This window comes from Mesorhizobium sp. M0938 (assembly GCF_040319125.1).
In the GTDB taxonomy this organism is placed as follows: domain Bacteria; phylum Pseudomonadota; class Alphaproteobacteria; order Rhizobiales; family Rhizobiaceae; genus Mesorhizobium; species Mesorhizobium robiniae.
The window spans coordinates 62,239-86,022 of record NZ_JAMYNS010000006.1; the positions used below are offsets into that span (position 1 = coordinate 62,239).

At 62.3% G+C, this 23,784-nt stretch carries 16 protein-coding genes and 1 pseudogene; 6 read left to right on the plus strand and 11 right to left on the minus strand.

The window, feature by feature from the left end; genetic code table 11:
* Window positions 1–66 precede the first annotated feature (66 nt).
* Window positions 67–1,749 carry a caspase family protein gene (locus NKH73_RS12250; protein WP_352931654.1) on the plus strand — a complete coding sequence of 561 codons (1,683 nt, stop codon included), beginning with the start codon at window positions 67–69 and terminating at the stop codon, window positions 1,747–1,749.
* 59 nt (window positions 1,750–1,808) lie between these two features.
* Here the strand turns inward: NKH73_RS12250 and NKH73_RS12255 are convergent, their stop codons facing one another.
* A complete protein-coding gene (locus tag NKH73_RS12255) occupies window positions 1,809–2,342 on the minus strand; it encodes an OmpA family protein (protein ID WP_352931656.1) in 534 nt (177 codons plus the stop codon).
* Window positions 2,343–2,534: 192 nt separating this feature from the next.
* Here NKH73_RS12255 and NKH73_RS12260 point away from each other — a divergent pair, with 192 nt between their 5' ends.
* Window positions 2,535–3,113 (plus strand): DUF6931 family protein, encoded by a 579-nt coding sequence (locus NKH73_RS12260; RefSeq protein WP_352932237.1) that lies wholly within the window; start codon window positions 2,535–2,537, stop codon window positions 3,111–3,113.
* Window positions 3,114–3,557: 444 nt separating this feature from the next.
* Here the strand turns inward: NKH73_RS12260 and NKH73_RS12265 are convergent, their stop codons facing one another.
* The 9 genes and pseudogenes from NKH73_RS12265 to NKH73_RS12305 all read right to left on the minus strand — a co-directional run bounded on the left by NKH73_RS12265 (window position 3,558) and on the right by NKH73_RS12305 (window position 17,558).
* Window positions 3,558–6,110, minus strand: coding sequence for a caspase family protein (locus NKH73_RS12265; protein ID WP_352931658.1), 2,553 nt, complete (start codon window positions 6,108–6,110; stop codon window positions 3,558–3,560).
* A 692-nt stretch (window positions 6,111–6,802) separates the two neighbouring features.
* Entirely contained in the window at window positions 6,803–8,896 is a 2,094-nt protein-coding gene (locus tag NKH73_RS12270) for an ABC transporter permease (protein WP_352931660.1), read from the minus strand.
* Complete coding sequence (locus NKH73_RS12275; RefSeq protein WP_352931662.1) at window positions 8,893–9,954, minus strand: quaternary amine ABC transporter ATP-binding protein; 1,062 nt, start codon at window positions 9,952–9,954, stop codon at window positions 8,893–8,895. The genes NKH73_RS12270 and NKH73_RS12275 overlap by 4 nt, the downstream gene beginning before the upstream one ends.
* Before the next feature lie 97 nt (window positions 9,955–10,051).
* Entirely contained in the window at window positions 10,052–10,990 is a 939-nt protein-coding gene (locus tag NKH73_RS12280; RefSeq protein ID WP_352931664.1) for an ABC transporter substrate-binding protein, read from the minus strand.
* Between the two features lie 79 nt (window positions 10,991–11,069).
* Window positions 11,070–11,887: pseudogene (locus NKH73_RS12285) on the minus strand (SDR family NAD(P)-dependent oxidoreductase).
* A gap of 57 nt (window positions 11,888–11,944) precedes the next feature.
* On the minus strand, window positions 11,945–12,715 hold the full coding sequence (locus NKH73_RS12290; protein ID WP_352931666.1) for a glucose 1-dehydrogenase: 771 nt from the start codon (window positions 12,713–12,715) through the stop codon (window positions 11,945–11,947).
* Between the two features lie 4 nt (window positions 12,716–12,719).
* Window positions 12,720–13,214: an acetone carboxylase subunit gamma gene (locus NKH73_RS12295; RefSeq protein WP_352931668.1), complete on the minus strand. Its 495-nt coding sequence runs from the start codon at window positions 13,212–13,214 to the stop codon at window positions 12,720–12,722.
* Window positions 13,211–15,415, minus strand: a complete 2,205-nt coding sequence (locus NKH73_RS12300) for a hydantoinase B/oxoprolinase family protein (RefSeq protein WP_352931670.1) — start codon at window positions 15,413–15,415, stop codon at window positions 13,211–13,213. The genes NKH73_RS12295 and NKH73_RS12300 overlap by 4 nt, the downstream gene beginning before the upstream one ends.
* A gap of 13 nt (window positions 15,416–15,428) precedes the next feature.
* Window positions 15,429–17,558, minus strand: a complete 2,130-nt coding sequence (locus tag NKH73_RS12305; RefSeq protein ID WP_352932239.1) for a hydantoinase/oxoprolinase family protein — start codon at window positions 17,556–17,558, stop codon at window positions 15,429–15,431.
* A gap of 157 nt (window positions 17,559–17,715) precedes the next feature.
* On the opposite strand from NKH73_RS12305, the gene NKH73_RS12310 reads away from it, so the two are divergent.
* The gene (locus NKH73_RS12310; RefSeq protein WP_352931672.1) at window positions 17,716–18,498 is read left to right on the plus strand and encodes a helix-turn-helix transcriptional regulator; all 783 of its coding nucleotides are present in this window, start codon (window positions 17,716–17,718) and stop codon (window positions 18,496–18,498) included.
* A gap of 25 nt (window positions 18,499–18,523) precedes the next feature.
* Here the strand turns inward: NKH73_RS12310 and NKH73_RS12315 are convergent, their stop codons facing one another.
* A complete protein-coding gene (locus tag NKH73_RS12315) occupies window positions 18,524–18,892 on the minus strand; it encodes an MFS transporter (protein ID WP_352931674.1) in 369 nt (122 codons plus the stop codon).
* A gap of 268 nt (window positions 18,893–19,160) precedes the next feature.
* Here NKH73_RS12315 and NKH73_RS12320 point away from each other — a divergent pair, with 268 nt between their 5' ends.
* From NKH73_RS12320 to NKH73_RS12330, 3 genes are all read left to right on the plus strand, one after another.
* Window positions 19,161–20,555: an aminotransferase gene (locus NKH73_RS12320; protein ID WP_352931676.1), complete on the plus strand. Its 1,395-nt coding sequence runs from the start codon at window positions 19,161–19,163 to the stop codon at window positions 20,553–20,555.
* An 85-nt stretch (window positions 20,556–20,640) separates the two neighbouring features.
* Window positions 20,641–22,134 (plus strand): aldehyde dehydrogenase, encoded by a 1,494-nt coding sequence (locus tag NKH73_RS12325; protein WP_352931678.1) that lies wholly within the window; start codon window positions 20,641–20,643, stop codon window positions 22,132–22,134.
* Window positions 22,134–23,774: a class I adenylate-forming enzyme family protein gene (locus NKH73_RS12330; protein ID WP_352931680.1), complete on the plus strand. Its 1,641-nt coding sequence runs from the start codon at window positions 22,134–22,136 to the stop codon at window positions 23,772–23,774. Before NKH73_RS12325 ends, NKH73_RS12330 begins: the two co-directional genes overlap by 1 nt.
* Window positions 23,775–23,784: the final 10 nt, after the last annotated feature.

Sequence of the window (23,784 nt, forward strand, 5' to 3'; positions counted from 1 at the left end):
ATACGCCTAAGAGCCATTATGGCAGAAGCGACTATGTCGCTGATGAAAAGCGCGGAGGGTTGGTCCATGAAAGCATTCGCTGTCTTTCTGAGCGGGTTCATCCTGTTCGTCATCGCCTCGCTTGGCGCCGAGGCTGCCACGCCGGCCGCCAAACGCGTGGCACTGGTCATCGGCAACAGCAAATATATCCATGCCGTTGCCCTGCCCAATCCCGCCAACGATGCGCGTCTCATCGCATCCACCCTGCGCAATGCCGGCTTCCAGGTGATCGAGGGAGTCGATCAGGACAATGCAGGCATGCACAGCCTCATCAGTCGGTTTACCGAGCAGTCCTACGACGCCGATCTCGCCGTCATCTTTTATGCCGGCCACGGCATGCAGGTCGACGGCAAGAATTTCCTGATTCCGGTCGACGCCGAATTGACATCGCCCGCCTATCTCAAGACCCGCACCATTCAGATCGATGACTTCATGGCAGCCTTACCGCCCGAGCCGGCGGTTGGCGTCGTTGTCCTCGATGCCTGCCGCGACAATCCGCTGGCAAGAACACTGGCGGCCTCGATGCCCAAGAGCCGTTCCACCTCGTTCGGCGCCGGTCTGGCGCCGGTTGAAGCAAAATCGGACGGCGTTGGAACCGGCGGCATTCTGATTGCCTATGCGACGGATCCAGGCGCCATCGCTTTCGACGGCAACGGCGTCAACAGTCCCTATTCCACGGCGCTCGCGAGGCACCTGACTGAACCCGGCGTTGAAATCCAGAGCGCGCTGACGCGTGTACGCGGTCAGGTCACCGAAGCGACGCAGGGTCGCCAGAGACCCTGGCACAACGCATCGCTGGGGCGCGAGGTGTTCATCGGACAATCCATTGCGCAAGCCGTGCCTGCCGCGAAACCTGTCGCCGACGCATCCGGCGCCGCTGCGACCGCAATCCCCGCCCCCGCAACCAGCGAGCCTCCTTCCTGGGAGGTCGAGCAGCGTCTGTGGGATGAAGCTTCGAAGCGCCATTCCGTTCCGTTCTACGAAGCCTATCTCGGCCAGTTTCCGGACGGTCGCTTCGCCACGGTGGCACGGCTGAACATCGACCAGTTGAAAGAACCGAAAGCCGAAAACCGGCAGGTCGCAGCAGTCGACGAGGACGAGGCGAATGCCAGCACCGGCTCAGCCGTCCGCACCTCCGTTGGTGTTTCAGACGAGGCGAAACAGACTCCGGGTACCGAGTTGACAGAAAGTGCGATCGGTCTCGATCGCGAGGCCCGCATCGATCTGCAGTTGCGCATCGAAGCCTTGGGCAACGAACTTGGCCGTATCGACGGGAACATGGGTCCGAAGACCCGCCAGGCGATCCGCATCTGGCAAGCAAAGAACGGTCTGCCGCGGACCAATTTCTTGACACGCGAGCAACTGGCGTTCCTGGTGATCCAGACGGATCCAATGATGGAGCCGGTGCGCGCCAGGCATGCTGCCGATCAGGCTCGAGCAGTGCAGCCGAAAAAACAGGTGCAGAAGGCCCGTCTACAAAAGCCCGCGGCACACAAGGCCCGCACACAAAAACCGGTGGCACAGAAAGCCCGGACACAAAAGCCGGTGGCACATAAGCCCCTCAAACAACAGCAGGTCGTGCAGAAAAAGCGCTACCGCGAGGTGGTTCGGCGGGACGTCCCTCCGCCACCAGACAACAACGACTTCCTGACCAAGGCGCTGATTTTCGGCACTGGCGTTGCGGTGGGTGGCGTGCTCAACAACAACTGACAAGCCTGCGTTCAAGCGTGTTCGACATCTGAGCCGGGGCTTGGCGCACCCGGCTCCGCCTACTCGGTGCTTATCCGCATTTCCACCCGGCGGTTGGCCGGATTGTAGGGGTCGGGGTTGCGTGGACGCGTTTCGCCCAGGCCGATCGCCTTGATGCGGGCAGCGTCGACGCCATTGGACATCAGGAAGGCGGTCACCGATTGTGCTCTTCGTTCCGACAGCCCATCATTGTAGTGAGCCGAGCCGGAAGCGTCGGTGTAGCCTTCCACGACAAAACTCAATGTGCTCAGCCGGTTATCATTGAGCGCCTTAGCGAACTCGCCGAGTTCAGCGCGCGCAGTCGTGTCGAGTTCCGCGGAATCCAAGCCGAAATTGATCAGCATATCGAGGCTGGTTTTTTCGGCGGGCGCTTCCTTCTTCTTGTTGCTCTTGCATTCGTCTTCGGTGCCGACACAAACGCCACGCGACGGGCCGAATTCGCTCGCCTCGGCAAAAAACTTCACGATGTCTTCTGATTTCTGAAGCGGATCGGCGGAAGCATGTGTCGAAAAAAGCGCGACCGCCAACACGAAGGTTGAACCCCACAACTTCACAACGTTACTCCTGTTTTGAGCATTCGATTTCGCCAGCCCGGACTATATCAAATTGCGAAGCAACTGTCTGTTATAAACGTTGATCATATCGGCGATGAACGGCGGTTGCCACCTTGCCCAGGACTGAGGCTTGACCCGCGCCCCGTCCAGCGCTTCAGTACCAATTGTTCCCCAGGTGAAAGCGTGGCGGCCATGGCCTATGAGCTTCGATTCAAAACGGCGCGGGATCTTTTCATGGCCTGTCCCGCTGTTGCCGGAGACATGGTAGCCCCTCCAACCGAACAGCCTTCAATCGAGTTTTGCCGCGCTCTCCTTGCCGGACGAGTGCCCGAGGAGGCGATTACGTTCTGTGCCTATCTCCTGCCTGAGCGGGCTGCGGTCTGGTGGGCGCATGATTGCCTGAGCCACCTGACCGATCTGCTCGACAGCGGGGATCAGGAGTTGCTCGCGCTTGTTCACGACTGGGTCAGCCAACCCGATAGTCCTTACCATGGCGCGGAAGTGAGCAAGGCCGCGGCAATGCCGCCGACAACGCCGGCTGCCTGGATTGCCCTGGCCGCAGGATGGCGCGGCAACGCCACGGCTACGGACATGGCCGCGGCATCGCATTTGCGATCATTTCCCGCCGCCCATGCGGTCAATGCGGGAGTTCTGGCCGGACTGGCGCGCGTTGCGTTGGCGGACCGCTTTTCGGTTCTTTCCGCATTTGTCGAAATGGGCATCCAGATGGCAGAGATCGAGGCGCTGCGCCAATCAGCGGATGCATATTAAACCTGATTGCCTGCCCGAGTAGCAGCCGCATCGAGGCCATCTGGCCAACGCCTCCTTGACGTGCGTCAAGGATATCCGTCAACTTTATCCCCAGCCGCCTCCTCCGCTGCTCCCGCCGTTTCCGCCGCCCGCAGGAACGATCACAGGAGGTGGGGCAACAGGCTCCTCGATAGGCTCTTCCGCAATCGGCTTGATCACGTTTTTCTTGACCACCCGTTTGGGAGCGGCCTTAACGACCTTTTGCTGCACAGGTGTCCTACGAACGACCCTTTGCTCAACAGGTACCCTGCGAACGACCTTCGGCGGTGACGTCTCCTCCACCAGCGGCGCCGGTTCGGGTGGCATCAAGGACGTGCAGCCTGCGACAGCCGCCAGGATGCCGGACAGGGTTGTTCCCACGATTGCTTGCTTGAATGTCCTGCGCACCATTTGCCTCCTGATTGATTAAAACACGTCCCGACGCGGGTTGGCTTCTTCCCAGACCCGCCTGGCCACGCCGACCAACTGATTGTCCAGAGAACCGGATGCGGGGAGCTTCGACTTGAGCTCCTGGCGCAGTTGCTTCAACGCCGTCGCTTTCACCTTCGTGCCGAATTTCGCGAGGTTCGTCCGGGCCTCCGGCATCTCGTTGCGGGTGTCCAGTGCGGCCGCGAATGCCAGAAAACGGACGGCCGTGGCCTGATCGGCATTTTCGCCCTTTTCCATTTCAAGAACCGCGCGATCGAATGCACTGGACGGGTCGCCCCGCATGGTCGCCATCTCGAACAGTCTTTGCGCTTCCGCCGGGTTGCGCTCCACGCCCACGCCGTCGCGATACATGCGCGCGAGACTGCCCGGAGCGTAGGGCTGGCCGAGTTCGGTGGCTTTCTGAAACAGCGCCAGCGCGGTTTCCGGATTTTTCTCGACGCCCGCGCCCGACAGATAGTTCCGGCCGAGCAGATTCATCGAATACATGTCCTGCCGCTGCACGCCGGCCTCCAGGAAGGCAACGGCGCGGGCCTGATCGGCGGTCACGCCGTTGCGGCCTTCGGTGAAGATCGCGCCGAGATCGTTCATGGCATAGGTGTGCCCCATCGCCGCCGCTTTAAGCAGCAGGTCCAGCCCCTTGGCCGTGTCGCGCTCGACGCCGTAGCCGTTGAACAAGGCACGGCCCCACGACGTCATCCCGTAGGGATCGCCCTTGTCGGCCGCGGCCGCGTAGAAGGTGTTGGCCTGCTTGCGGTCGACATCCACACCGGTTCCGGTCGCGTAGAGGTAGCCGAGTTCGAACACGGCGCGCACGTGCCCCCTGTCGGCAGCCTGCTGGATGGCTTTCTTGGCCTGGTCGACCTTGCCTGCTGCAAGCAGCGCGCGCCCCAGTTCATAGCGGAAGCGGGCGACATCGGGATATGCCTTGACCGCAGCCTCGCAGAGCTTCACCGCGTCGGCGCCGATTTCGTTTGGCAGCAGACCGGGGACGACGCCTTGCAGGTCGAGCGGTTCGCCGGCAGCCGAGTCGCACGGATCGACGGTAGGTGATAGTTTCATCGTCGCCGGCTGGGATGCGGCACTACCCGCCCGAATTTCGAAGGCGACCTCGACCGTTTTGCCGGCTCCGATCTGTGGCTCATAGCGCAACCGGTCGACCTCATCGGCCATCAGGCTGGAGTCGGGCGACAGGATCCGATCCGGCAGGGAGAGTGTTCCCGTTGCCGGATAGCTCGCAACTTTCAGGCTGACCGCAGGGTCCTGTGTCGGGAAATTCAGCTTCAACGGAATCGGGCCGACGCCGACCGGAATGTCGATCTCCCGGTTTTCGATCGCCTCGGCGGCGCCGGTGATATGAATGCCACGCTCCAGTACCTGCTGCTTCTGCTCGGCTTCGAGCGAGGCCATTACCTGTTCGCCCTGGGCGCCTTCGCCGCTCTTGATTCGGAACACCAGCATGCCCCTGGCTTCGCCGCCCCAATTATCGCGTGCGGCATAGGCCAGCATGTCCATCTCTTCCGGCTCGCCGATTCCCTTGGGGACATCCATCTGCAAACGCGGCAGGTCCTTGCCCTGGATCTGTTCTCCCGCCTCGACGACCTTGCTGTCCAGCATCAGGCGGCCGAGCGTGGGCGGTCTTTCGATGCTGACGGTGATTGTCCCGCCGTCGACATCGACCGGTTCCGCGAGATCCAGATCGACGGGGCCGGCCCCCGACAGCACGACCTTCTCCAGCACCGGCGGCAGTGATGGGCGGCTGCTGCGGCGCATCAGAACGACGTCGTCGATCAGCGAAGAGTTCTCCCAGGGGACCTGCAGGCCCTTTGTAGCCTCAACCACATCCCGGCGCACGGCCGACATAACGGTGCGAATCTCCTGGTTGGGGGCCAGCGCACGACGGGCAAACGCTGACGAAAAAGGACTGAGGTCGCCGGCGCCGTCATAGGCAACCGCACCGGGTTCGGTGGCAAACGCGATCAGCGTGTTCAGCGAACTTTTTATCTGTGCAAGGCCGGTGCCGCTTGCGACAACAAGCTGGTCCCTTAGCCAATAGTCCTTGCGCGGGAATGGATTGTTGCGGCAGGCATCGAGAATGATCACCTGGATTTTCGACTTCGAACGCATCTGCTGAAGCACGTCGTTCAGCTTGATTGCCTGGACCTCGACGTCGGCCGCCTGTTTCAACGAGGCGTCTACCGGGATGAGGAAATTTTCGCCGCCAATCTGAAAGCCGTGACCGGAATAGTAGACGACTGCGATATCGGCGCCGTCCACGGCGGCCAGATAGTTGCGGAACTGGTCCTCGAACTGCAGCTTGGTGAGATTGCTCGCAACGAACACCTCGAAGCCTGCCTGCCTAAACGTATCGGATACGTCCAAAACATCCTTGGCCGGGTTCTTGAGGGCCGAGATTTCCCGGTAGTCGGAATTGCCGATGACAAAGGCAACCCTTCGTTCGAGCGCGGACGCGTCGAAGGCCGCAAGGCTTGCGAGGATGAGGGCTACAACGAAGCCGCAACGTCGGAGCATGTCAAATCCCTTAACCGCTGTCACCTCATGACCACAAGAATACAACTTGCGGTTTGAAGGTCCGTTAGAGAGCATGCAACCTGCCGAGATAGGACCCGGGAGAAAAGCCGCCACGACAGCGGACAAGCCCTCACCTGATCAATTGCTAAATTACATCAGAGGTGGGGTGTCTGCAATGTATGTCACACAGGCTCGCTATTCGGCCGCTCAAACGCTTGGTTGCGCCGGGATCGGCTGCCGGAACGATGTCATGGTTAATTAAACGGCGCCGTCGGGCGCGGGTGCGACGCCGGTTGCGAAGTCGCGGTACGAGTGCAGCGGACGGCCCAAGAACTTGATCAGGCGCTCCACGTCAGCGTCCTCGGGTATCACGCCATCGCTGGTAGGGGAGCCATTTCAGTACAAAACTGCGAACGCCACTTACACGCGGTTCCGCTCCAGAGCCGCCTTCATCCGTGGCGAGAGTGTGTAATAGTTTGATTTTGGAGCCAGTGATCCGTATTTCGGCACCGCTCGCCTTAATCCGCTGCACGAGCGCCCGTACATAGCGATGGCTGAAACCGCCATCCGTTCTAATCTTCTTTCGCGCCTCAATGCCAAAGCGGTGAAGCAATTCCGGGGTATTCCTGATTTTTGCACTTTCCCTGCGCCGTTCAGCACGCTCGGCATCGACGCGAGCAGCGTCTCAAGCATCACAGATCCGATGTCCGCCCCGCTACTGCTGCTTGCACCAAGCGATCAGTGAGAATGGCCAGGAAGGCTATCGATAGCCCGGCAATCAGCCCCATGCCGGCATCCGCCTTGCCCAGCGCGACATAGACCTGCTGACCGAGATCGCGTGTGCCGACCAGTGCCGCTATGGCGAGCATCGACAATGCCGCCATGATGGTCTGGTTGAGTCCCAGCATTACGACCGGCAAAGCCAGCGGCAGCTTTGCTTGGAGCAGGGCTTGCGCAGGCGTCGCCCCCATCTGCTCGACCGCCTCTACGACATCGGACCGCACATACCGAAGCCCGTGCTCGACATAGCGGATGGGTGGCACGATCGCGTAAAGCATTATTGCGATCAGCGCGGTGAACTCACCGACCTTGAAGAACATCAGTGCCGGAATGAGGAATACGAATTGCGGCATCGTCTGCAGCGCGTCGCAGACCGGCTTCAGCGCACGCGACACGCGCTCGCTATGGGCAGCCCACACGCCCAGCATGCCGCCGATCAAAAGGCTGAGCAGAACCGCGAGGGTGCAGAGATAGAGCGACTGGACGAGCGGCGCCCACAATCCGTTGAGCAGGATCAGAAAAAAGCCGGCCAGGGCAAACAATGCAAGTCGCACACCGGCGACCTGCCAGGCGAGAAGTGCGATGCCGAGGATAAAGACCGGCCAGGGCAGACCTAGAAAGCCGGTGTAGAGGAGGATACCGGCGACAAGCACGGCCAGCGCAGTTCGCCAGCCGAAGCGGCTCATCAGCAATGCCGAGACTGATAAGACGAGCGCGACATAGATTGCGTTTGCCAGCGGCGTCAGCGCAAAACCCCAGATCGCCGGCGTCGCGGAGCCTGAAATGCCGATTCTCAGCGGCAACAGCAGGCAATAGAGAACGCTGTTGCGGACTCCGTCAAAAAACCAGGCATAGTCGCGCACGAGCCCCAGCAGCCATTGGTTGACGGCGCCCATTTGCATGCGCAGCCCGGTGCTCGGCAGCAGTGCCTGAGCCGGCCACAGAACACGGATCGCAATCGCCAGGCCGAGCGCAAGAACCATGAACATCGCCAGACGGCGGGCCGTCATCCATGCCATGGCTGGTGTCGGCCCCGCCCGGCGCTCATTGGCAAAGCCGATTGTCAGCCGGTCGATGAGGATGGCTAGCAGCGCGATCACAAGGCCTGACAGGATGCTCTGGCCGAACTCGGCCTTGCGCATCGACGACAGCACTTCCCAGCCGATGTCTTCGAACCCACCAATGATGGCGGCGACAATCACCATCGACAACGCGGCCATCGTCGTCTGGTTAAAACCGACAAGCATCTGAGGCAACGCTGTCGGCACCTCGACATGCCAGAATTGCTGGCGGCGCGTGCAGCCGCTCATGAAACCGGCCTCACTGATATCGGAAGGCACGCGATCGAGGCCAAGCATGGTGTTGCGCACCATTGGCGGTGTCGCATAAATGGCGCTGGCAATCAGCCCGACCACAGGCCCGAAGCCGAACAGCAGAAGCAGCGGAATGAGATAGGCGAAGGCCGGCACGGTCTGCATCAGATCGAGCGCGCCGAGCAGCACCGGGCGCAAGCCGGACCTGATGTGGCCGAGCCCGCCAAGCGCGAAGCCGAGCACTGTGGCGATGGGCACGGCGAGCAACACCAGCGACAGCGTGCTCATGCTTTGCGGCCAATAGCCGGCCAAGAGGATATAGGTCAGCGCCAGCAGCGCGAAGACTGCAAGCCGGATCCCGCTCGATTTCAGCGCCAGCGCCGCCACAGCCAGCATTACCGCCGGCCATGGCAGCCAGACCAGGACGAGACGCGCGCCGCGCATCGGCGCTTCGAGCGCGGCCGAAAGTGCTCGGAACGCTGGCTGGACGACGGTGACGACGGCGTCGGTGACGGTGTTCACGGCTGCCGCGAGCGGCAGGGTCCACTGCTTGGGGAACGTCAGCAGCCAGGGGAAATCGGCCTTCAGGGCGAGGCACAGCACGGTCAGCACGATCAGCGCGCACCATGGTAGAAGGGCCGGCTCGATTGCGACCCTCTGCGAAGATCGAACCGATGCGGCCGGCGCCGTCATGAGCGGGTTCGCCTTATCTGTTCCCGCTCCAGCACGGCAAGGACAGCACTTGCGGTCAGCAGCGCCGGCGGGCGAGCACCGTGACCCGGCACGCTGAACGCGCGGACGCCTGAGGCCAGCCGTGGAATGAGCTCCTCCAGGCTGGCATCGGCGGCAATGGCTTCTTCGGGCACCGCCACTCCATTCAGCGGCGTCGCGAGATCGCCGGCCCTGATGACGCGCAGCAGTGGCATGTCCTCGGTGAACTGCGCGACATAGTCGTCGGCCGGGTTGAGCACGATGTCTGCAGGGCGACCGATCTGCACGATCTTGCCGGCCCGCATGATGGCGAGCCGGTCGGCCAGCCGGAAGGCTTCGGCCATGTCGTGGGTGATGAAGACGATGGTCTTCTTCAGCATCCGTTGCAGGCGCAGGAATTCGTCCTGCATCTGCCGGCGGATAAGCGGATCGAGTGCGGAGAACGGCTCGTCGAGAAACCACAGCTCCGGGCCGACGGCGAGCGAGCGGGCGATGCCGACACGCTGCTGCTGGCCGCCTGAAAGCTGATGTGGGAACGAGGCCTCGCGGCCTTCGAGCCCGACCAGCGCAATCATCTCGCGAGCACGGGCTTCGCGCTCCTTCACCGGCTTGCCCTGGATCTTGAGCGGGAACGCTACATTGCCAAGGATGGTAAGATGCGGCAGCAGCCCGAAATTCTGGAACACCATGCCCATGGCATGACGGCGCAATTCGATGAGTTCCTTGCCGGTGGCTTTCAGCAGGTCCTGGCCGTCGAGCAGGATTTCACCGGCGCTCGGCTCAACCAACCGCGACAGGCAGCGCACCAGCGTCGACTTGCCAGAGCCGGAGAGCCCCATGATGACGAAGATCTCGCCGGTCGCAACCTCGAACGTCGCGTCGACCACGGCTGGCAGATGCGCTTCCGAGCGCAGCCGCTCGGCCAGCGCGTCCGGCTCGATGATGTAGCCGCGCGAGTCGAAATAGTAGGCTGGGCGCCGCCCATAGACCTTCCAGACATTGCGGCAGGCCAGCTTGATTGATCGGGCGGCGGCGTTCATTGCGTGAAGCTCTCATGCGGCCAGAACCCGACCACGCATCGATGCGAAGCCGGGTTGGTAAATCGACCACCGCTCGAGCGGCGCGACATCGAGGTGCTTACCCCTTGGCCGCGTCGACCCAGGGCTTCCAGACCGCTTCGTTCTTGTCGACCCATTCCTTGACGACGGCGTCGAGGTCCTTGCCGTCCTTGTCGACGGCCAGCATCATCTTCTGCTGCTCGGTGGCGTCCATCTTGAACGCCTTGAGGAAAGCAAGGGCGGCTGGCCATTTGGCGCCGAAGCCGGACCAGACGATCTTGACGACGTCGGGCGGCGTGATGCAATGTTCGTTGCTCTGGTCCTTGCAGGGCGGCATCTTGATCCAGCCGACGTCGTTTTCCGCCAGCGCGTAGTGCGGCCCCCAAAACATCATGACCAGCGGCGACTTGGCGGCCTCCGCGGATCGGAGCTCGGCGACCAGCGCGCCTTCCGACCCCGCCGGCACGGCAGTGTAAGGCATGTCGTTGTCGGCCAGGATGGTCGCTGCGCGCGAGCCCCAATCGGCCGGATAGTCAAGGAAGCGGCCATTTGGCGCCGTCTCGGGCGTCGACAGCGCCTGCACGCATTCGGGCTTGGTCAACGCCGACCAGTCGGGCAGGCCCGGGCAGATTTTCTCCATGAACTTCGGATAAATCCAGCCCTCGCGCGTCTCGAGGTCGAGCTTGCCGACGTCCTCGATCTTCTTTTCGGCCAGCACCTTCGGATAGATGTCGCCGACATTGTTCAGCCAGATCTCCACCGAGGCGCTCAGCGAGCCATCGGCAAGGCCGGAGAATTGCGGGAAGTTGCCGGCGGTGACGTATTCGACCTTGTAGCCAATCTTTTCGAGCAACTGGCCGGCGATGTGAGTGGACACATGGGCGCCGGTCCATTCGAGCATGGCGAGCTTGATCGGCTCATCCTTGGCGCCGATTTCGGCGGCTCCCCCTTGAGCATTGGCTGCAAGCAGAAGCGCCAGCCCGATGCCGGCGCCTTTCAAGGCAATGGTCCTTTTCATATCAGTTCCCCTGTTGGTTGGACTTTCCTTTTGTCATGCCGGCCTCCTCCGTTGAGGCCGCAACCATCCCGCAAGAACGCTACCACAGTGCTCCGCCGGTGATTTGTATGTTTTCCATGGTAATGCCCTTGGCCAGGTCCGAGCACAGGAAGACGGCCAAAGCCGCGATCTCCTGCGGCTGCAGCATGCGCTGCTGGGGATTGCCCCTGGCAATGTCGGCCATGGCCTCCTCTGCAGTGCGTCCCTTGCCCTCGCGCTCGACGACCTGCGCCACATTGCGGCGCATCAGTTCGGTCTCGACCCAGGTCGGGCTGATCATCACGCAGGTGACGCCGTGTGCTGCCCCTTCCAGCGCCACGCAGCGGGTCAGGCCGAGAAAGAAGCGCAATAGGCCGGATTGTCCTTCCAGCCGACGGAAGCCGCCGTCGAGCCGATATTGACGATGCGGCCCCAGCCGCGCTCGATCATGCCGGGCAGCACGGCGCGCGTGACGCGGAAGGCGCCGGTCAGGTTGGTGTCGACGATCTTGTCCCACAGCGCGTCGGAATGGCCGCAGACCGGCTGTTCGGCCGTGGTGCCGGCGGCGTTGACCAGAATGTCGGCGGGGCCGACGGCCGCTTCGGCGTCCGCTACGAAACGATTGGTGACATCGCTGTCGCGAACGTCGAGATGAGCGGCGTGGACGCTGGTGCCATGCGCAGCAAGGGCCGAACGCACGCGCTCGATCTCTTCCGCGCCAGGATAATAGGCGGCATCGGATCTGTCGGCACCGGCGGGCGCGACGTAGGAGCCGACGGCGACATTGGCGCCGGCTTCGGCCAATGCCGCGGCGATGGCAAAACCCATGCCTGAAAACCCGCCTGTTACGATCGCACTGCGGCCGGAGAGGTTTTTCATCGGCTGTGGTTTCCGAACGGTTTGGTGCGCGCAACTAGGCCCGAGAGGATTTGAACTTCAAACGGCAAGATAGCCTCCGTCGACAACCATCTCCGAGCCGGTGACGAATTTCGATTCATCCGAGGCGAGGTAGAGGACCATGTAGGCGATGTCGTTGGGTTCGCCGAGGAAGCCGATCGGGTGGCGAGCGAGTGCCCGCGCCCTCTCCTGCTCTAGCGTGCCGAGATCGCGCAGATAGTTCTCGGTCTGCGGTGTCCAGATGTAACCGGGATGGATGGAGTTGCAGCGAATGCCGTAGCGCTTCTCGGCGCAGTGCACGGCGACCGCCTTGGTCAGCGTGCGCACACCGCCCTTGGAGGCGCAATAGGCGGCAAGATCAGCCTCCCCGATGATGCCATCGATGGAGGACAGGTTGATGATTGAGCCGCCGCCAGATTGCTTCATCAGAGCGATGCCCTGCTGGCAGCCGAAGAAGACGCCGTCGAGATTGACGGCCATGGTGCGCCGCCATTCCTGCAGCGAGGTGTCCTCGATGTTCCTGGCGATGGCGATGCCGGCATTGTTGACCAGCACATCGAGCCGCCCGAATCTTTTTGCCACCGCCTCCATCACTGGCGGCCAGTCGTCGGGGTTCGAAACGTCGTGGCGAAGCGAGAAGCTTTCGCCGCCTTCCTTCGCGATCAGGTCGGCCGTCTCTCCGACGGCTGCCGCATTGATGTCGGTGACGACGAGCCTGGCCCCCTCGGCCGCAAGCAGCATCGCGGCCGCCCGCCCGAGACCCATTCCGGCCCCGGTGACGAGGGCTACCTTGCCTTCAACACGGTTCACGACATCAACCTTCCTCGAGCGGCTTGCCCAGCCATTCGCGGTAGAAGCCTTCTAGATCGGGCTCGAAATCATGTACGATCGGATAGCCGGGTGCCGCCGCCTCGACCTCATGCAGCGTGCCGCATTGCGGGCAAATGAATTCGCGGATTTCCATCCATTCGGGATCAGGAAGATCGCTGTTCGGATAGATCTCGCGCAACGATTCCTCGGTGTTACGCACGTTGATCGCGGCGTTGAGTTTCCAGTTCTTGCGGTAGTCGCCGAAGGAGTGGCCACATTCGCAGCGAGTTATCCGATCATCGCCGTGCTGGCAGATGAACAGATGATCGGAGACGGGCAGCAGGATCGGGTCTTTCCAGGCGACACGATCCTGGTAGACGGCGACCATCTTGAAGAAGCGGTCTTCGTCCTTGTAGGTGCTCATGATCCGCCGCGTCTGCGGCCACGGCAGCTGGCCGCTGGCTAGATCGCGAATGACTTCCTTGCTGTACGAGGTCATGGCTTTGCTCCCGGCGCGAATATGGACCTGGCATCGACGTGCCAGAAATCACTGAAATCCTTGGTGAAGCGCGACGACAGCTTGATCGCGCTGGCATACATTTTCTTCACCTCCGGCGCGAAGTCGGCCTTTTCGACCCGACCACGCTCGGCGGCAATCCAGTCCACCACTGGTATTGCTTTTGCCAGACGTTGCTTGCGCATGGCGGCGCGGCGTTCGACCGTGGCGTCGATATCGGCAACCGGATAGCCGTCGGCGTCATCCTTCAGCACAATGCCGAAAACCTGATCCGCCGCCTCTCGGGTGAGAAAGCCGTTCTCGACATCCCAGGCCGTCTTGATCGGATCACGCTCCAGCACGTCGCCGTAACCACCGCCGCCATTGTACGAGTGGCTGAAGATATCGCCGGACTTGTGCGGCGAGGTGATGTAAGGGCCCTCGACCACGACATGGTCGCCGCCAATGTTCTTTTCATAGTCCGAGACGTGCGGGTCGATGCCGGGCGCATGCGCGAGCGGTTCGCCTCTGGCGGCCAATTCGTGGATGTTGGAGTTGCGCACCGCGCGGTGCTTCTGGCAGGTCGGCGCCGGATAGCCGCCGCACATGCCACCATTGTCGAACACGCGCGACGAGTGCTCCGAGGTGTGGAGCCTGAGATGCGGGGTCTTGTTGATCAGCCAGGTCGAGACGAAGGAACAGCCGCCGCGATATTTGCCGGCGCCTCCGGAATTCGGCACGATCGAGCGGCCGATATAGACCATCGGCATCGACTGTTCCCAGACCTCGATATTGCCCATGTCGGATTCCGGGTTCCAGCCGACATAGGCGGTGTCTAGGCCGTCCTTGACGGCCAGCGCGCCGGAGCCGGCGGCGGCGCATTCAAAATGCGCCATGCCGAATGGGGTGCCGTACTGGCTTTCGCCGCCCATCTCGATCATCGGGCTGTTGACCTGTCCGACGAAGGCCTCCTCGACGAAACCACGGGCAATGAAGCTGCGCGACAGCAGCCGTTGGAAGACGCCATAGGCGGGCAGCAGCAGCGCCCATGAGGTGGCGGTGGCCACCATCTCATTGTCCGGGTTGGTCCAGGTGCCATGCGGCAATTTCAGCTCGGTCGCCATCCAGGCACCGTCATTGACCAGACCTTCGAAATTCATGTGCTGGGTCAGGGTCACGAACATGCCGCCATCCATGCCGGCCGGCGTGCAGTTCATCGAATGGTAGCCCCAGGGCTGTGTGCCCTCGAAGTCCATGGTGATCTTGCCGTCGGTGGTGATCTCCATCTCGATCGGGATGTTATAGAGCCAGTCCGGATCGCCGAGCAGCTGGAAGCCGGGCTTGCCCGCCGTGACATGGCCATAGAAAGTGTGGCCGCGATAGATGCCCGGCACGGTGAGCTGGCGCGTGCGCGCAAGTTGGGCCCTGCGGCCTTCCTCGATGAACTCCTTCGACACCTTCATCCAGTAGTCGAGGCCGATTTCGGAAATGAGCTGTTTGACGCTCTCGCGCATGTCGATGCAGGATGCGACCTTGGCCTTTTCGTCGAGCACCCAGTAGATCGGCATGCGCAGATTGCGCTCGCAGCGGATGACGTAGTCGCGGCGGATCTCGTCGTTCTCGCCGATCTTTTCGGCGCAGACGAACAGGCCTTCGGTGAAGCGCTCCTGAGCAAGACATACGTCGCCGCCTGGAGTTATGCCGCCAGCCTCCAGCTCATGGCAGACAGCACCCGCCCAGCCGACCAGCGTACCTTCATGGAAGATCGGCACCACGTCCATGACATCGGGCACCTGCACGGTGCCGATGAAGGCATCGTTGTTGGCGAAGATGTCGCCTTCGCGGATGCGCGGATTTTCCTCGTAGTTGTTCTTGATCATCCATTTGATGAAGCGGCTCATCGTATGGACATGCACCATGATGCCGTTGGAGAGGGCGATGGCATCGCCTTCGGGGGTGTAGATGGCGACCACCATCTCGCCGACCTCGCGCACGCCGGGCGAAGCCGAGATGCGGCGGGCCATTTCGCGCGCCGAGACGCAATAAGCGCGCAGCTTGGTATGCAGCGTCTCGAATTTCAGCGGATCCTGGTTGCGCAGCGTGAGTTCCGTAATGCCGTCATAGCAGCCGGTCTCCTCCATCAGTCGCTCGGAATCGAGCAGTCTTTCGCGAAGGCGCAGGGCCGAAGCAGGTTTGTCCAACATAGCGATCGCCCTCTCAAGCGTGGGTGTAGTGCAGCAGCGTCCATTCATCGACAAAGACGCGGTCTTGCGGATGAACGACGAGCGTGGTGGCGGGATGTTCGATTATAGCCGGGCCGATCACTTCATGGCCTGGCTGCAGAAGGTCCATCTCGAAGAGATCGGCCTTGTGCCAGCGCCCGCCAATATAGGCTTCGCGCACGCCCTTGTGAGCGGACGCCGGATTGGAGGCACCGAGCGGCCGCTTGAGCAATACCGGCTTGACCTTATCGGCGGTGGCGATCAGCCCGAGTTCGGTGATGGTGAACCCGGCCTCGCCATAACGCGACACACGGTGATTGACCTTGGCGTAGACCGCCTCGAACTCGTCGAGGACCTTGCGCATATCATCAGCCGAGTTGACTTCGGCGAGCGGCGCCATGACCTCGACGTCCTCGAGCTGGCCGGTGTAGCGCATCATCAGGAACGGCACGGTCCTGATCTTTTCGCGGGCATGGCCGTCGGCGATCATTTCGTCGACCGCTGCCTTGGTCAGATCGTTCCAGACCGCGGTGACCTTGGCGCCGAAGCTGGCAAGCGTCGTCTCGTCGGCGCGCGACGGGATGTCGTGCTGCGTCGACACGGAATGCCGACGCATGAAATCGGCGGTGGTGCAGCCGAAGGCCGAGAAGGCGGCGGCGAACTGGAAGGTGATGATGTCCTTGAAACCGATGCCCCTGGAGCAGCCGGCAAGATGCAGCGGACCGGAGCCGCCATAGGACAGCAGTGTGAACTCCGACGGGTGGATGCCTTGCCCGGAAATGACGCGGCGCAGCGCGTTGTTGGCATCGGACTCCAGCATGTCAATCATGCCTTCGGCGGCCTCCTCCAGCCCGACCCCCAATATGTCGGAGCATTTCTCCTGGAAGGCGCGGCGGGCCTTTTCGACCTGCAGCACGACCTTGCCGCCAAGGAAGTAATGCGGGTTCAGGCGACCGAGGATGGCATCGCAGTCAGCGATGGTCGGCTCCGTGCCGCCGCGATCGAAGCAGATCGGGCCGGGGTCGGAGCCGGCGCTTTCCGGCCCAAGGCTGATCTTCTTGGTCAGCGGATCGACCTTGAGGATCATGCCGGCGCCGGCGCCGATAGTGTCCAGATGCAGCGTCGGCACGTTGAGCTTGAAACGGTCCATCAACGGCTCGTTCTCGATTCGTGTCTGGCCGCGCGTGATGACGCCCATGTCGAAGGAGGTGCCGCCCATATCCGAACAGATCAGCGAATCGTTGCCGATCAGCTTGCCGACATAGGCAGCACCGAGGATGCCGCCGATGGGGCCGGAGATCATGGTTTCATGCAGGCGCGGATGGTTGATCGAGGTCAGGCCACCGAAAGAGAGCAGCGTCTGGACGCCATATTTGAAGCCGTATTTCTTCGAGACGTCCTCGATCCCCTTGAGCTGCTTGCGGCCGCGCGAGGTCGCGTAGGCCTCGATCAGCACCGAATTCAACCGTGACTGTTCGCGAATGACCGGGCGGACCTCGTGGCTGGTGTAGACGATGATGTCGGCGCCGGCCTTCTCGACCTCCTCGCGGCAGATATCGGCGATGCGTTTCTCATGCACCGGATTGACGTGCGAGAAGATGGTCATGATGCAGATCGCTTCGACCTTGTCGGCGATCAGCTTCTTGGCGGCGGCGGAAACCTCATGGTCGTAGAGCGGCAACACGATGTCGCCAAACTGGTCGATGCGCTCCGTGACACCGTGGGTGCGGCGGCGCGGCACCAGCGGATCGGGATGATGATGGGTGACCGCGTGCAGCCGGTCGGCATAGGAATAGTCGGCCCAGGCCTGCAGCCCGCGGCCCATCAGGATCATATCCTCGAGGCCCTTGGTGGTGATCAGCCCGAGCCGGCGGCCGGTGCGCGACAACAGCGTGTTGAGCATGCCGGTGCCGGAATAGAGCACGACATTAACGCCGGAAAACAGCGATTCCAGCGATATGCCCCAGGCGTCTGCCGCGTCCTCGGCCGAGGCCAGAAAACCCTCGGCTTCGTTCTTCGGAGTGGTTGCCGACTTGCCGATCTTGAAGTGGCCGTCCTGATCGACAAGGATCGTGTCGGTCATGGTGCCGCCGGCGTCGATACCGATGACGATCGGATTGCCAATGATTGGTGGGTTGCCAACAATGGGAGTGAGGTTGGGTTGAGTCACGGTCGCCTCGGGATCTGGTCTAAGTTGACGCTAGGCTAGATTCGACCGGCGGCATCGCGCCATATGCCTAAAGACACAATGACGGCTGGACTGACATCGCCGAGAAAAGGGCATGCGCATGGGCAATATCTGGGCGCCGCTCGCCAAAGCGATCGCCGCCACAGGCACGGACAGGCATGTCGACTGCCTGATCGACCTGATCGGCGCGGACATCGAACACGACCTCGTCACCGTGACGCGCTACTCGGCGACCCAAACGCCGGAATTCGTCAAGCACCGACGCTTCTCGGACGAGATGGTCCAGCGCTACCTCACCAGCTATTATGTCTTCGATCCGTTCTATGCCTCATGGCGGCGCGAGCGACGGCTGGGCATCATGCCGCTGAAGCGGCTTGCCGACGACGAGGCCAAGCGCGGCCAATACATTGCCGGCTTCCTGGCGCAGTCCGAAATCTGCGATGAAGTCGGCATCATGCTGGCGGATGGCGGCGACTGGTGCCTCGGTATCTTCCTCGACCGGTCGAAGATGTCGTTCAAGGACAGCGAGATCACCCTGCTGGATGAGCGGCTACCGGTGTTCGAGGCGTTGCACGCACTGGACATCAAGGCGCGCGGGGCCGAGTTCTCCCGCACGTCGGCGCCGACAGGCCCCGGTGCCTCGCCGCGGCAGGAGCCGACGATCCCGGCAAGCCTGTGGCCCGAGCTGTCGCTTCGAGAGCGGGAACTTGTCCAGCTGGTCCTGGCCGGTCACCCGACGGCGAACATCGCCGAGCGTCTCGGCATCACCGTCGGTACGGTCAAGAACCATCGCCGGCGCATCTACGAAAAGCTCGACATCACCACCGAGCGGGAACTGTTTTTGCAGTTCTTCCAGCATCGGGAATCCGCGAACTGACAAGCTGGTTCAGCTCTCCAAAGGTCTAAGGACGGGAGCCCCCGCCCCTTCCACGCAACAGGCCCAGACGGTGGGCAGAAAATGTCGCGCTTGCCAGGAGGGCTGCGGACGTCGTCAGAATGACGCCGCCGGCGCCGACGCCTGCGGCAACAGCGCCGACGGCAACCGGCAGCGCCGCCTGGCCCACTCGATTGGCCGACAGGTGCAACGATAACGCGCTTCCCCGCACCCCGTTCGGAACGATATCGCTTATCCAGGCGAGTGTGAGCGGCACGCCCACCCCGAGTCCGAGCCCGGCGACAAACAGCATCGCTGCCATGATCGCGGGGTTGCTCGTCAACGCCAGCGATTGCTGGCGATCTTCGGACGCCGCGATGGAAAGGCCGGAAAGCATAAGGTCAGAATCAGCAGCCTGTCGCGCCCAAAGAAGAACCGCGAGAGCATCGACGCCGCGGCGCGCACCGCGAGCAGGATGGCGATACCACGCTCGGCTCCGTTGTGAGCTGACCCAAGGCAGACAAACGGCCTGGCTGATGTGAACCGCCTGGCAAAAAATTGATTGTCCAGTCAATCAATTCGTTGACTTCCCGATGGCCCTCAGCTTATCAGGAGCAGTTGTCGGCCGAAGTGCAGGGACAGGGCTGCGGAGCCCTGGAGGTTTTATGAGTAAGGTACCTGGTTCGCAATGGAATGCCGGCGAAGCCGAAGACGCCGCCCGACTGCATCTGCTGTCGCCGGCCGAAGCCATGGAAAAACTCGGACAATCCTCACGCCCGGTCATCGCCTCCGGCGAGGGAATCTATGTGATGGATACGAAAGGGCGCCGGATGATCGACGGGCCCGGCGGCATGTGGTGCACACAGATCGGCTACAACCGTCACGAGATCGCCGACGCGATTGCGCAGCAGGCGCTCCGGCTGGCTTACAACTCGCCCTGGTACACGACGAATTCGCCGGCAGCCGAACTGGCGGCGCGGATCGCTGCGCTGACGCCTGGCGATCTCAATCGCGTTTTTTTTACCACCGGCGGATCGACCGCGGTCGATTCCGCGCTGCGCTTCGTCGAATTTTACAACAATGTGCTCGGGCGAGCGGAAAAAAAGCACATCATCGTACGGCGCGAGGGTTACCACGGCAGTACAGCCTTGACCGCGGCCTGCTCGGGCCGCGCCGGCAACTGGCCGAATTTCGACATCGTCTCGGAGCGGATCTCGTTCATTTCGAGCCCCAACATCCGCTTTGCCGGCGGCAAGGACGAAGCCCGGTTTCTGGACTGGTTGGTGGACGAATTCCGGCAGGAGATAGCACGCGTCGGCGCCGACAAGGTGGCGGTGTTCCTGGCCGAGCCATTGCTGGCATCGGGCGGTGTCATCATTCCGCCTAAGGGCTATCACGCCCGCTTCAAGGCGGTCTGCGAGGAGCACGATATCGTCTACATCTCCGACGAGGTGGTGACCGGTTTCGGCCGTTGCGGCGAGTGGTTCGCGTCCGAAAAGGTCTTCGGGGTCGTGCCCGACATCATCACCTTCGCCAAAGGCGTCACATCAGGCTATGTGCCGCTTGGTGGCTTTGCCATCTCCGAGAGCCTGCTGGAAAGGGTCAGTGGAGACAACGCCAAGGGCAGCCACTATTCGAACGGCTATACCTACACCGGCCACCCCGTGAGCTGCGCCGCGGCGCTCGCCAACATCGACGTGATCGAAAAGGATGGTCTTCTGGACCATGTGCGAGAGATCTCCGCTTATTTCGCAGCGGGTCTCCACAGCCTTGCCGACCTTCCTCTTGTCGCGGATGTCCGGTCGTCCGGACTGGTCGGCTGCGTCGAATGCCTGATCGACAGCTCGTCGCCGCATGTCACCGATTTCGATAAGAGGATCGGCGCGCGCATCGATGCCCATTGCGCTGAACTCGGCCTGATCGTACGGCCGCTCGGCAATATGTGCGTGTTGTCCCCCCCGCTGATCATCACCAAGGAGCAGATCGACGACATGATCGCCATTCTGCACGAAGGCATCGTGCGCACTGCCGGCGAGGTAGAAAGAGGCGAACTTGTATAGAGGTTGCCTGCTTAATTTCTGATTGACCAGTCAATCGAAAAAGTAAAGTATCTCGTTCGACGTGAACGATGCCAAGGAGACGATCATGAACCTTGAACTCAAACCGGACTGGCATCAGCGCGCCGAGCAGGTGCATCTGCCGAGCAAGGCCTTTATCGGCGGCGCCTATGTCGATGCCGTCTCGGGCGAGACTTTTGATTGCATCTATCCGGGCAATGGCAGGATCATCGCGAAAGTCGCCGCCTGCGGCGAGGCCGATGTCGACGCCGCCGTCATCTCGGCCCGCAAAGCCTTTGAATCGGGCGCGTGGTCTCGTGCCGCCCCCGCCGAACGCAAGAAAGTGCTGCTGCGTTTTTCCGAGTTGCTGTTGCAGAATCGCGACGAGCTCGGCCTCCTGGAGACCTTGAACGTCGGCAAGCCGATCGCCAACAGCACCAACGGCGACATTCCGAGCGCCGCGAACTGCATCGCCTGGTACGCCGAGGCCATCGATAAGGTCTACGGCGAAGTTGCCGTGACGGCCGACGATGTGACGACGATCGTCGTGCGCGAGCCAGTCGGTGTCGTGGCCGCCGTGGTGCCGTGGAACTATCCGCTTTCGATGGCCGCCTGGAAGCTCGGGCCGGCACTTGCGACAGGCAATTCCGTTATCCTGAAGCCGGCCGAACAGTCGCCGTTCACCGCCCTTCGCATCGCGCAGCTTGCCGTCGATGCCGGCTTGCCGGCCGGGGTGCTGAATGTGGTGCCAGGCCTCGGCCACGTCGCCGGCAAGGCACTCGGGCTTCACATGGATGTCGACTGCGTCGGCTTCACCGGCTCCACCGAGGTTGGCCGCTATTTCATGCAGTATTCCGGCCAGTCGAACATCAAGCGCATCGGGCTGGAGCTCGGCGGAAAGTCGCCGCAAGTGGTGCTGGCCGACTGCGAAGACCTCGATGGCGCGGCGCGCGCCGTCGCCGCCGGCATCTTCGCCAACTCCGGCCAGGTCTGCAACGCAGGCTCACGCCTGATCGTCGAGGACAAGATCAAGGACAGGTTCCTCGAAAAGGTGCTTCAGCAGGCAGCGGCGCTGACGCCGGCCGATCCTCTGGACGCCTCGACGAAACTAGGGTCGATCGTCACCGAGGAACAGCTGTCGCGCGTCATGGGCTATATCGAGGACGGCGTCGCCGGTGGCGCCAGGATCGTGGCCGGCGGCAATCGCGTGCGCCAGGACAGCGGTGGGTACTTCGTCGAGCCGACGATCTTCGACGGTGTGTCCAACCAGATGAAGATCGCACGCGAGGAGATTTTCGGCCCGGTGCTCGCCACCATCACGGTCCGCAACTTCGACGAGGCGATGATCGTGGCGAACGACACGATCTATGGGCTCGCCGCCGGGGTGTGGACGAACGATGTCAAGAAGGCGCACCGGGCGGCCAAGGCCATCAAGGCCGGAGTGGTATGGGTCAATTGCTTCGACCGCGGGCTGATGTCGGTGCCGTTCGGCGGGTTCAAGCAATCGGGCTTCGGCCGTGACAAGTCGATCCATGCGATGGAGAAGTACACGGACCTCAAGGCGATGTGGTTCGCCCACTGATGGGCCGGCTGGACGTTCTTGCCGAGACGGTTCCCGACGTCGCCGAGCGACGGCGGCGTATCGAGGCCGAGCCGTTGCCTGCCAATATAGGCGCCCTGATCGACGAAGCGGCCGCGGCCGCCGGTGATCGGCTTCTGTGGAATTTCTTCGAGACCGGCCAGGCCATCACCTACGAGCAGATGCGCCATGCGGTGAACGGGCTTGCATCGCGTTTCATCGCGGTTGGCATCACCAAGGGCACACATGTCGCCGTCATGCTGCCGAACATCCCGGAAATGCCGCTGACTTGGCTGGCGCTGGGGCGGATCGGCGCGGTGATGGTGCCTGTCAATGTCAGCTATCGCGAGCGCGAGCTCGCCCATGTCGTCAACGACGCCGACGCTTCCTTCGTCATCGCGCACGGCCAATGCATGGCGACGATCGAGTCCTGCCGCCGGGAGGGCCTGATCGGCATTCCACTGGACCGCACGATCGTGGTGCAGGGCGACGCCGCCGGCGCTGTTGCATGGTCCGACCTCGCTTCGCGGCCGCTTGAGGCGTTCGAGCCGCCGGAGCCGGTCGGCCATGACGATCTTCTCAACATCCAATACACATCCGGCACCACCGGTTTCCCAAAAGGCTGCATGCTGACGCAGCGCTACTGGATCGCCAGCGGCAAGGTGAACGCCTTCCGCGACGGCCGCCGCTACGAGCGCATCCTGGCCTCCACGCCCTTTTTCTACATGGATCCGCAATGGCTTTTGCTGATGACGCTCTATCAGCGCGGCACGCTGTTCGTCGCCGCCCGCCAAAGCACCAGCCGTTTCATGGAATGGGTGCGCACCCACCGTATCAATTTTTGCCTGCTGCCCTGGGTGCTGCACAGCCAGCCCGTACATCCCGACGACACACGCAACGAGATCGTCCGTGCCAATGTCTACGGCGTGCCGCATGAGCTGCATGCCGGCCTGGAGCAACGGTATGATTTGAACGCGCGCGAGGCCTTCGGCATGACCGAGATCGGCCCGGCCATGTTCATGCCGATCGAACGCTCCGACATGGTCGGCTCCGGCTCCTGCGGCATTCCCTGCCCCTTCCGCGAGTGCAAGGTGGTCGACGAGGAAGGCCGCACGCTGCCGGCAGGCGAGGTCGGCGAGTTGCTCGTGCGCGGCCCGGGCATCATGCTCGGCTACTACAAGAACCCGGAGGCGACGGCATCCGCTTTTTCCGACGGCTGGTTTCGCACCGGCGATCTCTTCCGCGTCGATGAAAACGGCTTCCACACCATCGTCGGCCGGAAAAAGGACATGATACGGCGCAGCGCCGAAAACATCGCCGCTCGCGAAGTGGAGTCGGTGCTGAACGGCGTCCCGGCGGTGGCCGAAGCAGCCGTCATCGGCGTCCCGGACCCGCTGCGCGGAGAAGAGGTCAAGGCCTACATCAAGCTGAAGGACGACGCCGTTGCCGGCGCCGAAACGCTGGCGGCCATCATCGAGGCTGCGAAGCGGCAGTTGGCGCCTTTCAAGGTGCCACGCTTCTACGCCTTCCGCGACGAGTTCCCGCGCACCGTCTCGCTGAAAATTGCCAAGCAGCTGTTGGTGAAAGAAGCCGACGACTTGCGCGCCGGAAGCTTCGACCGCGTCGAAAATCGCTGGTTATGAGGGACAAGAC